Here is a 16,108-nt window from a genome sequence, read left to right as displayed (position 1 = left end):
TAGCTTTTATTATGCGTGATCGAAGGAATAAAAAAAAGACTTCGAGTCCGTCCCGAAGTCTTTTCCAAAATTAACGTTTTCCTTTTTCATACGGAGTACCGAGCGCTTTTGGTGCATCTGCACGCCCGATAAATCCGGTCAGTGCTAAAATCGTTAAAGCATACGGTAAAATGAGCAAGTAAACGGTTGGAACGTTTTTTAAAAACGGAATGGCCTGCCCAACGATACTTAAGCTTTGGGCAAATCCGAAGAAAAGGGCCGCTCCCATCGCACCAAGCGGATGCCATTTTCCGAAAATCATCGCAGCAAGCGCCATAAATCCTTGCCCGGAAATTGTCGCGTGGCTAAAGTCGCGCGAGATGATTGTCGCATAAATTGAACCGCCAATTCCTGCAAGGGCACCGCTTAACATGACTGCGATGTAACGCATCTTTGCCACGTTAATTCCCATCGTATCTGCCGCCATCGGATGTTCCCCAACCGCGCGAAGACGAAGCCCAAACGGTGTTTTATAAATGACGTACCATACAACAAAGGCGAGTACAATTGCTAAATAGGATGGCACATATCCGTTTGAGAAAAAAATCGGACCGATAACTGGAATTTTGCTTAAAATCGGAATGTCAATTTTATCAAATCCAACTTGCACTTGATCCGTTTGTCCTTTTCCGTACCACATTTTCACAAGAAACAATGATAAACCTAACGCTAAAAAGTTGATGGCTACTCCGCTGACTACTTGATCCGCGCGAAGTGAAATAGCTGCGACCGCATGCATAAGCGAGAAAATCGAAGCAACAACCATCGCCACTAGCATCGCAAGCCATGGTGTGAATTGTCCAAATTGATCGGCAAACGTTAAGTTGAACACGACACCGGTAAATGCCCCGATGACCATCAATCCTTCTAATCCGATATTTACAACGCCGGAACGCTCACTAAATACGCCACCGAGCGCTGTAAAAATAAGTGGTGCCGCAAAGAAAATCGCGGAAGGAATAATAATTTCAAGGATGTGTAACATTTATTTTCCCTCCTTTTTGAAGCGCATAAGCACAAGGCGAATTAAGTAGCTTGATGCAACGAAGAAAATAATTAACGCAATGACGATGTCTACAAGTTCTGTCGGCACATCAGCTGCTGATGGCATTTCGAGCGCTCCAACTTTTAACGCTCCAAATAAAATAGCTGCTAAAATAATGCCAAACGCATTGTTTCCACCGAGAAGGGCGACGGCAATTCCATCAAATCCGACTCCGGTGAATCCAGCTTTAACGGAGACGTTTTCAAAAGTTCCTAACCCTTCCATCGCTCCAGCAATACCAGCAAATGCCCCAGAAATAACCATCGATAATATAATATTGCGATTAACGTTCATACCTGCATAATGTGATGCATGTTGGTTAAAACCGACGGCACGAAGTTCATATCCTGTTGTCGTTTTCTCAAGTAAAAACCACATGACAACAGCTGCAATTAACGAAATAATAATGCCGTAATGAAGGGTAGAGTAATCAGTTAATGACTGTAAAAATTCCGAACGTAACGATGCAGTCGGATGAATTTTTTCCGACTTAAATCCTTGATCAGATAAAACAGAGCGAATGATCGCATTCGACACATATAAAGCAATATAGTTCATCATAATCGTGACGATTACCTCATGAACACGAAAACGCGCTTTTAAAAATCCCGGAATGAATCCCCAAAGTGCCCCAGCGAATGCAGCAGCAACAATAGCAAGTGGCAGATGGATTACTTTCGGGAGCTCAAACGCAACGCCCACCCAAACAGCAGCGAGCCAACCGACGATCAGTTGTCCTTCTACCCCGATGTTAAATAGCCCTGTGCGAAAAGCGAACGCAACCGCTAACCCCGCTAAAATATATGGTGTCACTTGACGAATCGTTTCCCCAATGTAATATCGATCCCCAAAAGCACCGTACAATAAAGCGGAATAGCCAGCAATTGGGTCATATCCGCTGACGATCATCACGATGGCGCCAGCAATAATTCCGAGAATAACCGCAAAAACAGGGACGAGAATATTTGTTAAACGATTTTCACTCATGATGATACACCTGCTTCCTTCCGTTTGCTTCCTGCCATCAACAAACCAAGCTCTTGTTCTGTCGTTTCTTTCGGGTCGACAATGGCGACAATTTTCCCTTCATAAATGACAGCAATACGATCACTAACGTTCATAATTTCATCTAATTCAAACGAAACAAGCAATACTGCTTTTCCTTTATCTCGTTGTTCGATCAGACGTTTGTGAATAAACTCAATCGCTCCGACGTCGAGTCCACGCGTTGGTTGCGCGGCAATAAGTAAATCCGGATCGCGATCCACTTCACGTCCGATAATCGCTTTTTGTTGGTTTCCTCCTGATAAAGCCCGCGCTTTCGTATATTCATCTGGCGTACGAACGTCAAACTCTTGAATAAGTTGGCGCGCTTTATCGTAAATCGCTTTAAAATTCAAAATACCACGTTTTGAGTATGGTTCTTTATAATACGTTTGAAGCACCATGTTTTCCCCGATTGGAAAATCGAGCACAAGACCATGTTTATGACGGTCTTGCGGAATGTGTCCGACACCTGTTTCTGTAATTTGTCTTGGCGTTAAATTGCGAATTTCTTTACCATTTAGACGAATGGAGCCGGATTCAGATTTAATTAAGCCCGTGATCGCTTCAATAAGCTCTGTTTGTCCGTTACCGTCTACCCCAGCAATCCCGACAATTTCCCCTGCATGTACCGTTAAATTTAAATGATCAACCGCAGTAATTCCACGTGAGTCTTTGACAACTAAATTTTCAATTTCAAGGACAGGTTTGCCAACTTTCGGCGGTTGTTTTTCCGTTTTGAAATGCACCTCACGTCCAACCATTAACGAAGCAAGTTCGTTCGGGTTTGTTTCCGATACATTTAACGTACCGATGCCTTTTCCACGTCGAATAACTGTGACACGATCGCACACTTCCATAATTTCTTTTAATTTGTGCGTGATTAAAATGATGGATTTTCCTTCCCGTACAAGCGCTTTCATAATTTGGATGAGCTCTTGAATTTCTTGCGGCGTTAAGACCGCTGTTGGTTCGTCAAAAATTAAAATATCTGCTCCGCGATATAACGTTTTTAAAATTTCTACCCGTTGTTGCATACCGACAGAAATGTCAGCGATTTTCGCTTTTGGATCAACAGCTAAACCGTATCGTTCAGAAAGCTCACGCACCTCTTGCTCTGCTTTTTCAATATCGATTTGTCCACCTTTTGTCGGCTCGCTTCCTAAAATAATGTTTTCAGTAACTGTAAACGTATCAACAAGCATAAAGTGTTGGTGCACCATTCCGATTCCTAAGTCGTTAGCGACGTTCGGATTGGCGATATTTACTTTTTTTCCTTTGACGCGAATTTCCCCGCCATCTGGTTGGTATAAACCGAATAACACGTTCATTAGCGTCGATTTTCCTGCACCGTTTTCACCTAATAGCGCATGAATTTCCCCTTTTTTCAATTGCAACGTAATGTTATCATTGGCCACAAAATTCCCAAAAACTTTGCGGATATTTAGCATCTCAATTACGTATTCCAAACGTGATCCACTCCTTATGTGAGCTTGTTAAAATCACTAAATGAAAAGCTGCAACATGTTGCAACTTTTCATTTAGTGGTTCTCCGAAGAAACGTACTCTTCGGAGAACACAGTCATTTGATTACTGCAACTCTGCGCGAGTTGTAGGCACTTTCACTTCACCATTAATAATTTTTTGTTTCCACTCATCAACTTTTTTCAACACATCTTCAGGAACGTTATTTTTCGTTGTCGGAGCAATACCTACACCATCTTCTTTTAAGCCGTATTCAACTGCTTGACCGCCTGGGAAGTTGCCATTTTTCGTTTTTGTCGCTAAGTCATATACAGCAACGTCAACACGTTTTACCATCGATGTTAATGTTACGCTTTTATCTGTTCCTGGCACTTTTCCTTCTTCATATTGGTCACGGTCAACACCGATCACCCAAATTTCTTTGTTTGGATCTTGTTTTTTCAAGTCGATTGCTTCTGAGAACACACCGTTTCCTGTTGCACCAGCTGCATGGTAAATGATATCAATACCAGAAGCGTACATGCTTGAAGCAATAGCTTTTCCTTTATCCGCTTTGTCGAATGCACCTGCATATTGCACTTCAACTTTGGCATTTGGATTTACTGCTTTTACTCCTGCAATAAAACCGCTTTCGAATTTTTCAATTAACGGAATTTCCATACCGCCAACGAAACCGATTTTATTTGTTTTTGTCATTAAACCAGCGACAACGCCGACAAGGAACGAACCTTCATGCTCTTTGAATGTGATGCTAGCAACGTTCGGTTTTTCAACGACGCTATCAACGATCGCAAATTTGTTATCTGGCTTTTGTTCTGCGATTTCTGTAATGGCATCCGTCATTAAAAACCCAATACCATAAATGAGATCAAAGTCGTTACGTACAAGTTTGTTTAAGTTTGTTGCATAATCGGCATCACTTTGTGACTGTAAGTAGTCATAGCCGCCTTTTCCTTTTTTCAATCCGTTTTCTTCACCGAATTTTTGTAACCCTTCCCATGCAGATTGGTTGAACGACTTATCGTCAATTCCACCAACGTCTGTAACCATTGCTACGCTAAATTCAGACGCTTTTCCTTCTTCTTTTTTCGGCTCTTCTTTTGCTTGTCCGCAACCGCCAAGAAGCATGCCGGCAGTTAATAATAAAGACATTGACAATCCAAAACGCTTTTTCTTCATCAATCATTACCCCCTCAATTTAAAAATATGGATAAGTAAAAAATTTGAAATGTGAACGAACCTTCTCCCTCCAATGTCACCTCCTTAACAGGATAAGCGCTTGTATAAGAAGCTACACGCGTTTTCGCAACACGTGGAAGCTAAACTTATCTGATTTAAAGTAGTCAATTGAGTACAAAATCGGCTCGTCATTTTCATCAAAATGCATTTGCTTTAAAACTAAAAGCGCTGTTTCTGGCTCACATTGCAAAATAGGCGACACCTTGTCATGGTAGCCGAGCGGCTCAATGTGGGTAACCGCATAGGCGATGTATCGATTCGCTTCATTATGTAATATTTCTAATAATGACTCATTTTCATAAGCAATTCCTTTAGGTAAATATTTACAAGGAACTTTATCGATACAATAAACGACCGGTTCATTATTTGCAGTTCGCACCCGCTCAACAACAAGTAAATCTTCCTCTTTATCACATTGAAAGCGCTTTATATCATCTTCAGTCGGCTTCTGTATGGAAGAAGATAAAAAAATCGTCCCCGGTTTTCGACCGGCTTGACGGATCATCTCCGTCACGCTACTTAGCTGCTCAATACCCGACGTAAACATCGGTCGGGAACTCACGAACGTCCCGACACCGTGGCGGCGGATGATGACGTTTTCTTCCTCTAATACCCGCAATGCTTCCCGCAACGTCGCCCGGCTAACCCCTAATTGTTTGGCTAATTCAAATTCAGAAGGAAGTTTTTCTTTTTCCTTGTATACCCCTTGCTCAATATCTTTCTTAATCCGATCAATCACTTGTAAATATAAGTGTCGATGATCCGATTTGACTGACATTCACCATCCCCCACCTTAGATATCAGACATCTGATGTTAGACAAATTTCTTACTAATAATATAACATTTTTTCATTCATAAATAAATAGTGAATAAAAAAATTGTCGAAAAAAGTCGTAAGAAATCATATGTAAGCGATTGTAATAATATATCATTATTATGTCCCATTTATACAAAAAAAGAGGCTTATTTTTAGCCTCTTTTATGACGTTTTTGCTTCATCATTGGACGATACGAGCACGGCGCGCGGTTTACTTCCTTCATAAGGCCCAACGATGCCACGCGCTTCCATCGCATCAATTAGTCGTGCAGCTCGGTTGTAACCGATGCGAAAACGACGCTGTAACATCGAAACAGATGCACTTTGCATGTCGATGACGAGTTGAACCGCTTCTTCAAACAGCTCATCATCAAACGCTTCTTGTGGCTCATCATCTTGTGCGATCATCGTTTCTTCGTATTGCGCTTGTTGTTGTGAAATCACATATTGTACAACTGCCTCCACTTCTTGATCAGACACAAATGCCCCTTGAATACGAACAGGTTTAGACGCACCGACAGGCAAAAAGAGCATATCACCACGTCCAAGCAATTTTTCAGCTCCACCCATATCTAAAATCGTCCGTGAGTCCGTCTGTGATGATACACTAAACGCAATGCGGGATGGAATATTTGCCTTAATTACCCCAGTAATGACATCAACAGATGGACGTTGCGTTGCGATAATTAAATGAATGCCCGCCGCCCGCGCCATTTGGGCAAGACGTGTAATCGAATCTTCAACATCGCTTGAAGCAACCATCATTAAATCTGCTAACTCATCTACAATGACGACAATGTACGGTAAAAGAGGTTGTTTCACTTCCGCTGTTTCATTATGCCGCTCAATATATTCATTATATCCTTCAATATTACGCGTCCCTGTATGCGAAAATAGCTCGTATCGTCGCTCCATTTCGCTCACTACTTTTTTTAATGCTTGGGACGCTTTTTTCGGATCGGTAACGACAGGAGAAAGCAAATGTGGAATGCCGTTGTACACGCTTAACTCAACCATTTTCGGATCGATCATCATCATCTTTACTTCATGTGGTTTCGTGCGCATCAATAAACTAACGATAATGGCGTTAATACATACGCTTTTCCCGCTTCCTGTCGCACCCGCAACAAGTAAGTGCGGCATTTTATTTAATTCAGCAAGCACCGCTTGTCCCGATATGTCACGCCCAAGTCCAATTAACAGTTTTGCTTCAGGTTTATCTGCTTCTTTCGCTTCTAACACTTCGCGTAGAGATACCATCGCAATTTCTTCATTCGGTACTTCAATGCCAATTGCTGATTTTCCCGGAATCGGTGCCTCGATGCGAATGTCCTTCGCCGCTAACGCAAGCGCTAAATCATCACTTAAGCTTACAATTTTACTTACTTTCACACCGACGTCTGGATATACTTCATATCTCGTTACAGCTGGACCAATATGCACTTTCGTTACTTTTGCCTTTACCCCGAAACTTTGAAACGTTTTTTCAAGCTTGCGAGCATTTTCATAAATATTTTCTTTTTCCCGCGATTGATCGACCGCTTTTGGTGGGAAAAGTAAATCAATTGGCGGCAATGCATAATCCGCCGCATGATTTTGCGTAAATGATATCGGCTTTTCTTCTTCAACAGCTTCATTAAAATTAGAAATAACAGGTCCTTCAACAACAATTTCTTCTATTTCATTTTCTTCTTTTTCCTCGAGCGCTGTCACCACTTCAATATGAGTTGGCTGTTGTTTTTCTTTTTTCGGACGGCTTAAAAATGAACGAGCGTCCGCAATTACCGCTTTCGTTTGCGCTCGAATAAACGAAAGGAACCATTCAATTCCTTTGCCGGCTGTATCACGTAACGTTTTTCCTGTAAGAAGTAATACACCAATGATCATCAATAATGAGGCAATCCATTTTGTTCCTAATTGATCAAATAAATAATAACTGATCGTATACAGCAAGGCGCCAAGCATCCCACCACCTAAATCCGAAAAAGAACTATTTTCTCCATGCACATCTGCCCAAAATAGTTCCCATGTCGTTCGAATAATGCTTGGATTTGCTAATTTCCCATTTCTTGATAAAATATGAAATAACGCTTCGTGACTAAACAACAATAAGGAAAGAACAATCAAGTACAGCCCAACGAGCACGCGTTGAAAAAATGGAGGCCATGATCGCTTCCAAATGACATATAGCGATGTCACAAGCGCCCCTAATAGCGCAACAATATACCATTCACCCATGAAGAAACGAGTAGTAAAAACAAGTGAACGGCCGACCGCTCCGACGTTTGCCATCGCAATGACCGTACATGCTAACATCGTTAAACCGATTAGTTCAAAACGTAACGTTTTTTTCCATTGTTCTTGTTTGTTTGTGCGACGCTTATTTTTCTTTCCCATTTCGCCCACTCCAACATATAAGATGAAAAAGCAGCCAACAGAGAAGCGTGGCTGCTTGTTCTTATTATACCATAAATTGTAGTGATGTCGCATAAAGTTTTGTGCCCGGTTCATACGTTAAATAATGTTGTGGATCGCTACTTAATACACGCACAATTTCATACTCGTTCATTTCTGTTTGTTGCACAAGTAACGTCACTCCGTTATATTGAACGGTGCGTTGCTTTTTATACTCCGCCTCGTTCGTTTGAAAAACGATAAACTCTGGAACGATCGTATGTAAAATCATTGTAACATCGCTCCTTGCTGATGTGAATGGTCAATGAGTTCGCGCAATTTGTGCATCGCTTGTGACAGTCCCCCGACTTCATCAATTAAACCGTACTTCACAGCATCTGTTCCCACCACATTCGTTCCGATATCGCGCGTTAAATTGCCTTTCGAAAACATAAGTTCTTTAAATTTTTCTTCACTAATGTTTGAATGTTTAACAACAAAATTGACGACGCGCTCTTGCATTTTATCTAAGTACTCAAACGTTTGTGGCACACCAATAACAAGACCTGTGAGGCGAATCGGGTGAATCGTCATCGTTGCCGTTTCTGCGATAAACGAATAGTCGCACGACACCGCAATCGGCACACCGATCGAATGGCCTCCGCCGAGCACAATCGAAACAGTTGGTTTGGACATCGAGGCTAACATTTCTGCAATGGCTAACCCTGCTTCCACATCACCGCCTACTGTATTTAATACGACGAGCAAACCTTCAATATTCGGATTTTGCTCAATCGCTACAATTTGTGGAATAAGATGTTCATATTTCGTCGTTTTGTTTTGTGGCGGTAATTGAATATGCCCTTCAATTTGTCCAACAATCGTTAAACAATGGATCGTTGAATCTGAAGGAAGTTGTGGAATATTCGTTTGACCGAGCTGTACAATATTTTCGGCTGGAGAAGGCTTCGTTTCCTCTTGAGATATATCCCGTTCTTCCATAACAATCCCCTTTCCATTACATGATGTCGTTAGTATGCGTGAACATCGACATGTTCATACAAAAAACACCTGCGCGTCGCAGGTGTTTTCTTGACTTTGAGCATGTTGTTTTATACTTCCATAATAATCGGTAAAATCATCGGTTTCCGTTTTGTCTTTTCAAATAAATATTGGCTAAGTGCATCACGAATGTTTGTTTTTAGTGAAGACCATTCAATGACGTAATCTTCCATACTTTTTTCCACAATCTCTTTCACAATTTTTATCGATTCTTCGAAAAGTGTTTCGGATTCACGCACATATACAAATCCGCGTGAAATCATTTCTGGCCCAGCAACGACGCGCTTCTCTTGTTTACTTAACGTCACAACAACGATCATAATTCCATCTTGTGACAGTAAGCGACGATCACGCAACACAATATTTCCTACGTCTCCAATGCCTAACCCATCAATTAAAATTTGACCGCTCGGCACTTTTCCACCAAAACGCGCGTGACCGTTACGGAACTCGATCACTTCTCCTTTTTCAATCAAAAAGATCGCATCTTGACGAATACCTACAGCTTGGGCGATTTTTCCGTGCGCCTTTTGCATACGAAACTCTCCGTGTACCGGGATAAAATATTTTGGTTTCATAAAATTTAACATAAGCTTTAATTCTTCCTGATACCCGTGCCCAGACACATGGACTTGACGTTGTCCGTACACGACATTCGCTCCTGCACGATATAGAGCATCAATTGTGCGAGCAATAAATAACTCATGCCCTGGCATCGGAGAAGAAGCGACAATAACTGTGTCTCCTTCTTTAATATTGATGTATTTGTGTGCCTGTTTCGCCATGCGTGCTAACGCCGCCATCGGTTCTCCTTGATTGCCTGTCGTTAAAATGACTAAATCACGATCGTGGCAACGATCCACTTCACTCATCGGAATGATCATGTTTTCATCTAATTTCAAGTACCCGAGGCGCACCGCGATATCGATGACTTTATGCATATGACGGCTCATAATGACAACTTTCCGTCGATGATCACGAGCAGCGTTTAGCACTTGTTGAATGCGTGTAATGTTCGAGGCAAAGCAAGCGACAATCACACGCCCATCGGCATTGTAAATAACATCGGAAATTTCTTGACCAACAATCGCTTCAGAACCAGTATATCCCGGTTTTTCTGCGTTTGTACTATCGGATAGTAAACAAAGCACTCCTTGCGCTCCGATTTTCGCCATTTTACCAAAATCGGTGCGACATATGCCAACAGGTGTTTGATCAAATTTAAAATCACTCGTATATACAATGGCGCCTTGCGACGTTTGAATGCTTACACCAAGGCAATCCGGGATGCTATGGTTCGTTTGGAAAAACGACACGATCGCTTTTTCAAATACAATTTCGCTGTCAGCATGTATTTCGATGCGCTTCGCTTTCGATGTAATCCCTTGTTCTTTCAATTTTTCTTCCATGAGCGCAAGCGTCAATTTTGCCCCGTACACAGGTACAGTAATTTTCCGCAACACGTATGCAATTGCGCCAATATGATCGTCATGACCGTGTGTTAAAAAAATGCCACGAATACGTTCTTGTTGTTCCACTAAATACGAAATATCAGGAATAACCATATCAATGCCGAACATCTCGTCCTCTGGAAACATAAGTCCTGCATCAAGGACAAAAATATCTTCGTCCACCTCGACGACATACATGTTTTTGCCTACCTCTCCCACGCCGCCGAGAGCAAACACACGAATTTTCTCTGCTTGTTTCATCTTAAATCCTCCTACAGTCAACCAAACTTACCCGCTCAAAGTCACTTACATCCATTATAACTGATTCAACAATAAAAAAGAAAGGGATGAATTCCCTTTCTTTTAACGTTGTAGCACGTGCATGAGTTGCAAACGTTCTTGTTCCGTCAACGGTACAAGTGGTAGTCGAACAGAACCAACATCTAATCCCTTCAACTGTAAAGCCGTTTTTACTGGCACTGGGCTTGGAGCAGCAAATAGCGCTTTCATGATCGGCAATAGTTGTTGGTGTATCGTTGCCGCTTTTTTATTGTCTCCGCTCATGAAAGCTTCTATCATTTCTTTCATTTCGTTGCCGATAATATGCGAGGCAACGGAAACGACACCTTTTCCACCAATAGCTAATACAGGAAGTGTCAATCCGTCATCTCCGCTATATAGCATAAAATCATCGCGCGTTTTTGCTATAATTTCCGTCATCGCATCTAAATTTCCGCTTGCATCTTTGACAGCTACAATGTTTGGAATTTCGGAGAGGCGAACGATTGTTTCAACGGAAATATTGACGACAGCTCGCCCTGGAATGTTGTACACCATGACAGGCAACGACGTGCTTTCAGCAATCGCTTTATAATGTTGGTAAATTCCTTCTTGGTTCGGTTTGTTGTAATACGGTGCGACGATCATCACCGCATCGACACCGATTTGTTCTGCCTTTTTCGTTAGTTCAATCGATGCACGCGTATTGTTGCTTCCTGTTCCAGCAATAACAGGGACACGTCCATCAACAACGTCGACAACGTGACGGAAAAGCGCCAACTTTTCTTCTGTCGTTAACGTTGGAGATTCTCCAGTTGTTCCAGCAACAACGAGTGAATCTGTACCGTTTTCAATTAAATAGTTCACTAATTGCGTTGTTTTCGCAAAATCGATGTTCCCTTTATTGTCAAATGGGGTGACCATCGCTGTGGCAATTTGACCAAATTGAACCACAATGTTTCACTCCTAACTAAAATCATATTGTTTTTGTTCCGCAAGTTGAAATGCATCATGCAATGCATTTACCGCTTCTTTTAAATGCTCCTCTTTCACAAGTACCCAAATGGTTGTATGGCTATCAGCCGACTGCAAAATTTGAATGCCTCGTTCAGATAGTGCTGTCACAATTTTCGCTGTTACCCCCGGAACGCCAGCAATACCCGCTCCGACAGTCGATACTTTCGCGCAACCGCGCGTGACGGTTGGCTCATAGCCAAGCTTTTGCAACGTCGTAATCGCTCGATCTGCCACGTCGCTCGATACGGTATATACGACCCCGTTCGGTGATATGTTAATGAAGTCAACGCTAATTCCTTCATTCGCCATCGCTTTAAATACTTCTGCTTGTAAATCGTAATGTCCCTCTTTTGCTGGCACTTTAATTTGCGTAATGTTTGAAACGTGGGCAATTCCTGTCACTAATCGTTCTTTTACATCGCTTCCTTTTTTTCCAATCGATGTAACGAGCGTTCCCGGTGAATCAGAATACGTCGAGCGAATGCGCAGAGGCACTTTCGCTTGCATCGCGATTTCGACCGCACGCGGATGGATGACTTTTGCCCCTTGATATGCCATATTGCAAATTTCTGTATATGTTACAACATCAAGCGGTCGCGCATTTTCTACGATGCGTGGATCCGCCGTCATTACACCTTCGACGTCAGTGAAAATGTCAATCCATTCTGCACCGAGTGCAGCCCCAAGCGCAGCAGCTGACGTGTCGCTTCCGCCGCGCCCGATCGTTGTCACATCTCCGTTTTCAGCCGCACCTTGAAAGCCTGCGACAACGACAACATCATGCTCTTTTAGGGTACGCAACAACCGTTCGCACCGCATATCGATAATTTTCGCGTTCGTATGATCATTGTTCGTGCGAAAGCCTGCTTGTGCTCCGGTAAAGGCTGTCGCTTTGATACCATGTTTATTTAACATGTTTGTAAAAACGACGCTTGAAATAATTTCCCCGCACGCCATCAACAAATCTTTTTCACGGTTTGTTACATGTGCATTGGCTCCGTCAATAAGGCTAAGGAGCGTATCCGTTGCATACGGATCCCCTTTTCGCCCCATCGCTGAAACGACAACAATAACTTTATATCCGTCTTCTAACGCTTTTTCAATATGTTTGCGCGCTAAATTTCGACCGTGTTCATCACGAACGGACGTACCGCCAAACTTTTGAACGATAATTTTCAACGTCAACACCTCGATGCCGATTTTACGCTTTCACAAGCCCTAATTTTAAAAGACTTTCAGCAATTTGAACAGAGTTCCATGCCGCTCCCTTTAACAAGTTATCAGAAACGATCCATAAATGGAATCCTGTGTCGCGATGTAAATCTTTGCGAATGCGACCAACGAATACGTCATTTTGTCCTGTTGCATATAGCGGCATCGGATAAAGCTGCTCGCTTGGATCGTCTTGTAAGACGACGCCCGGTGCCTCTTTTAGGAGCGACTGGATTTGCGCGACCGTTACTCCCTCTTTTTCTACTTCAATGTAAACAGATTCCGAATGCCCTACCATCACCGGAATGCGCACGCATGTTGCCGCTACTTCCAATTCAGGCATATGCATAATTTTTTTCGTTTCGTTAATCATTTTCATTTCTTCAAATGTAAATCCATTGTCTTGAAACTTATCAATCTGTGGAATGGCGTTAAACGCAATCGGATAATGTTTGCGATCCGATTTTACCGGTAAAATTTCCGGCGTCACTTCTTCGCCGTTTAACATGTGCGCTGTTTGCGTTTTTAACTCTTCTACCGCTTGTGCTCCTGCGCCTGACACCGCTTGATATGTCGAGACGATGACGCGCTTTAATCCGAACGCTTGACGAATCGGTTCGAGCGCCACAACCATTTGGATCGTTGAGCAGTTTGGATTTGCGATAATTCCGTTATGCCAATGTAAATCTGCTTCGTTTACTTCAGGGACGACAAGCGGTACGTTTTCGTCCATGCGAAATGCACTCGTATTATCAACAACGACCGCTCCGCGTTTCACCGCCTCGGGAGCAAGTTGCTTTGATACAGATCCGCCTGCGCTAAATAGCGCGATATGCACACCTTCAAAACTTTCCGGTTTTGCTGCTTGCACTTCAATTTCTTCACCTTTAAACACGACTTTTTTTCCAGCTGAACGCTCCGATGAAAGTAAAGATAGTTTTGCAATTGGGAAATTTCTTTTTTCTAACGTTTGAATCATTTGTTGTCCGACAGCTCCTGTCGCACCAACGACGGCGACATGTAATCCTTTTTGCTCCATCTCTTCTTCTCCTTCCAACTCATAGGCAATTTTAATATCATTTATTTTAGCACATTCATTCGTAAAGGAGAGACGTTTTTTATAAATTTTCTTTCAACTGTTTATTTATGAGCGACGATATTCAACGATGACTGGTTGAATTTGCCGACCTTCGAGCGCCGCTTCTACCGTATCAAGCAGCAATGGCATATGAGCAACCATCGAATTCGGTTTTTTGAACGGATCATCTTGCCCAAATGGGATGAAGTAAATATTTTTTGCTGCCATTAATCGCATTAAATTGACACCGTTTAAACCGAGCGCATCGTTTGTCGAAATGCCAACAACAACGGGACGATGATTGCGCATCGTTGCTTTTGCAGCCATTAATACAGGCGAATCCGTCAGCGCGTTCGCTAATTTGCTCATCGAATTTCCGGTTAGTGGCGCAATAACCATGCAATCAAGCGGTAATTTCGGTCCTAACGGTTCCGCTTTTACAATTGTATCAATGACTTGATGACCTGTCATCTCTTCAAGCTTTTTCACCCATTCTTCTCCTTTGCCGAATCGGGTATTTGTCGATTGCACCGTATACGAAACGATCGGGATGACGTCTGCCCCTTTCGCAATTAATTTTTCAATTTCCGGCATTACCGCATCATATGTGCAATGAGAGCCTGTTAAACCAAAACCAATGCGCTTTCCTTGTACGTTCATTTTTTATTCTCCTTTCGTTTTTTCAAATCTGCAGAAAGAAGTTGCGCCAATACATTTGCGACAATTTGCCCCGCTGTTTTTGGCGCGACAATGCCGGGAAGTCCCGGGGCTAATAGCGCTTGAATGCCGCGCTTTTCCGCATATCGAAAATCCGTGCCACCAGGTTTTGATGCCAAGTCAACAATAAGCGTATGAGCAGGCATTTTCGCAATGACGCTTGCGGTTACAACAGGATATGGGATCGTATTAATACAAACGTCAATATCTTTCACGTGTTGTTCTAAATCGTTTAAATGAAATGGCTCTAACGCCATCTCTGCAATGCGCGCTAAATGTTCGGAGCGGCGGGCTCCCACTTTTACTTTTGCGCCTAAAGCTGCAAACGTTCGAGCGACCGTCATCCCTACACGTCCCAAACCTAAAACAGCAACGCGTGATCCATGAATCGTCACATCTGTATGTTGAATGACCATCATGACCGTTCCTTCTGCCGTTGGAATCGAGTTATAAATGGCGACATCGTCTCGCTCAAATAGTTGCACATGTTTTCGACCAACAGATTTGACGACGTGGTCTAAATAGTCATTTGTAATTCCTGAATAAACGGTGCAATGCGCCGGGGTTTGACGAAGCAATTCTTCAGTAAACGTCATTTTTTCGTTTGAAAATACCGTTTGAATTTCACCGTCCATGCTCGTTCCGTGAACAGGTAAAATAATGGCGTCTACTTCGTGAAAATCGACTTCGTGAATTTTCATTTTCGTTACTCCAGCAAAGCCATGGTCTAATTGATCGAAGCCAACGAGCGACAATTTTGCGTCAAGTTCCATCAATTTCCGAATGACTTCAAGCTGCCGAGCGTCCCCACCGATGATCGCAACGTGCATTCCTGTCAGCATGAGTTCATTCACCCTCTTATACATCTAGTTTTTTGCCCATCGTTACTTTCACATCTTATGATGTCAGTCATCAAACGGTGAGCGGAAAATGAAAAAAGACACCCCTTGAGGTGTCTAGTCATCGACATCAATTAAAATCATATCTGAGCCGATCTTTTTTACACGGCTCCATGGTACGCGTATATCTGTTCCATCTTTCCGAAAGCCAAACCATTTTGTTGTTGGAATTAAAAGTGCTTGAATTTGACCTGTTCGTTCATTAATTTCTAAATCAGTCTGTCCTAAAATACCGAGCCGCTCTGCTCGCTTCATATCAACAATTTCTTTTCCGCTTAATTCACTTAATCGCATATGATGCCCCCTTTCTTTATCATTGTAGAAAAAAG

At 42.5% G+C, this 16,108-nt stretch carries 15 protein-coding genes; all 15 read right to left on the bottom strand.

Features of this window, described 5'->3' with window-relative positions; translation table 11 throughout:
• Positions 1 to 70 precede the first annotated feature (70 nt).
• The 15 genes from LD028_RS06200 to LD028_RS06130 all read right to left on the bottom strand — a co-directional run bounded on the left by LD028_RS06200 (position 71) and on the right by LD028_RS06130 (position 16,073).
• Positions 71 to 1,024, bottom strand: coding sequence for an ABC transporter permease (locus LD028_RS06200; protein ID WP_237811285.1), 954 nt, complete (start codon positions 1,022 to 1,024; stop codon positions 71 to 73).
• A complete protein-coding gene (locus tag LD028_RS06195; protein ID WP_237811284.1) occupies positions 1,025 to 2,071 on the bottom strand; it encodes an ABC transporter permease in 1,047 nt (348 codons plus the stop codon).
• Positions 2,068 to 3,597, bottom strand: coding sequence for an ABC transporter ATP-binding protein (locus LD028_RS06190; RefSeq protein ID WP_035020666.1), 1,530 nt, complete (start codon positions 3,595 to 3,597; stop codon positions 2,068 to 2,070). The genes LD028_RS06195 and LD028_RS06190 overlap by 4 nt, the downstream gene beginning before the upstream one ends.
• Positions 3,598 to 3,718: 121 nt before the next feature.
• The gene (locus LD028_RS06185) at positions 3,719 to 4,792 is read right to left on the bottom strand and encodes a BMP family lipoprotein (protein WP_006322276.1); all 1,074 of its coding nucleotides are present in this window, start codon (positions 4,790 to 4,792) and stop codon (positions 3,719 to 3,721) included.
• Between the two features lie 112 nt (positions 4,793 to 4,904).
• Positions 4,905 to 5,630: a GntR family transcriptional regulator gene (locus LD028_RS06180; protein ID WP_237811283.1), complete on the bottom strand. Its 726-nt coding sequence runs from the start codon at positions 5,628 to 5,630 to the stop codon at positions 4,905 to 4,907.
• 202 nt (positions 5,631 to 5,832) lie between these two features.
• Entirely contained in the window at positions 5,833 to 8,067 is a 2,235-nt protein-coding gene (locus tag LD028_RS06175) for a DNA translocase FtsK (protein ID WP_237811282.1), read from the bottom strand.
• Positions 8,068 to 8,131: 64 nt separating this feature from the next.
• Positions 8,132 to 8,356: a YlzJ-like family protein gene (locus LD028_RS06170; protein WP_004890988.1), complete on the bottom strand. Its 225-nt coding sequence runs from the start codon at positions 8,354 to 8,356 to the stop codon at positions 8,132 to 8,134.
• Entirely contained in the window at positions 8,353 to 9,066 is a 714-nt protein-coding gene (locus tag LD028_RS06165; RefSeq protein ID WP_237811281.1) for a ClpP family protease, read from the bottom strand. The genes LD028_RS06170 and LD028_RS06165 overlap by 4 nt, the downstream gene beginning before the upstream one ends.
• A gap of 110 nt (positions 9,067 to 9,176) precedes the next feature.
• Positions 9,177 to 10,838, bottom strand: a complete 1,662-nt coding sequence (locus tag LD028_RS06160) for a ribonuclease J (protein ID WP_237811280.1) — start codon at positions 10,836 to 10,838, stop codon at positions 9,177 to 9,179.
• 102 nt (positions 10,839 to 10,940) lie between these two features.
• Positions 10,941 to 11,810 carry a 4-hydroxy-tetrahydrodipicolinate synthase gene (gene dapA, locus LD028_RS06155; protein ID WP_006322288.1) on the bottom strand — a complete coding sequence of 290 codons (870 nt, stop codon included), beginning with the start codon at positions 11,808 to 11,810 and terminating at the stop codon, positions 10,941 to 10,943.
• 12 nt (positions 11,811 to 11,822) lie between these two features.
• Entirely contained in the window at positions 11,823 to 13,052 is a 1,230-nt protein-coding gene (gene dapG, locus LD028_RS06150) for an aspartate kinase (protein WP_077429664.1), read from the bottom strand.
• Between the two features lie 22 nt (positions 13,053 to 13,074).
• Positions 13,075 to 14,124, bottom strand: a complete 1,050-nt coding sequence (asd, locus tag LD028_RS06145; RefSeq protein ID WP_237811279.1) for an aspartate-semialdehyde dehydrogenase — start codon at positions 14,122 to 14,124, stop codon at positions 13,075 to 13,077.
• A gap of 105 nt (positions 14,125 to 14,229) precedes the next feature.
• Complete coding sequence (gene dpaB, locus LD028_RS06140; RefSeq protein ID WP_004890997.1) at positions 14,230 to 14,823, bottom strand: dipicolinate synthase subunit B; 594 nt, start codon at positions 14,821 to 14,823, stop codon at positions 14,230 to 14,232.
• Complete coding sequence (gene dpaA, locus LD028_RS06135; protein WP_238799010.1) at positions 14,820 to 15,722, bottom strand: dipicolinic acid synthetase subunit A; 903 nt, start codon at positions 15,720 to 15,722, stop codon at positions 14,820 to 14,822. The genes dpaB and dpaA overlap by 4 nt, the downstream gene beginning before the upstream one ends.
• A gap of 114 nt (positions 15,723 to 15,836) precedes the next feature.
• Positions 15,837 to 16,073 carry a YlmC/YmxH family sporulation protein gene (locus LD028_RS06130; protein WP_004891000.1) on the bottom strand — a complete coding sequence of 79 codons (237 nt, stop codon included), beginning with the start codon at positions 16,071 to 16,073 and terminating at the stop codon, positions 15,837 to 15,839.
• Positions 16,074 to 16,108 lie beyond the last annotated feature (35 nt).

Origin of the sequence: Anoxybacillus sp. LAT27 (genome assembly GCF_022030075.1) — a bacterium.
Classification (GTDB): Bacteria; Bacillota; Bacilli; order Bacillales; family Anoxybacillaceae; genus Anoxybacillus; species Anoxybacillus kestanbolensis.
Note: the sequence above shows the minus strand (reverse complement) of the source record. Positions and strands in the feature narration are given on the sequence as shown.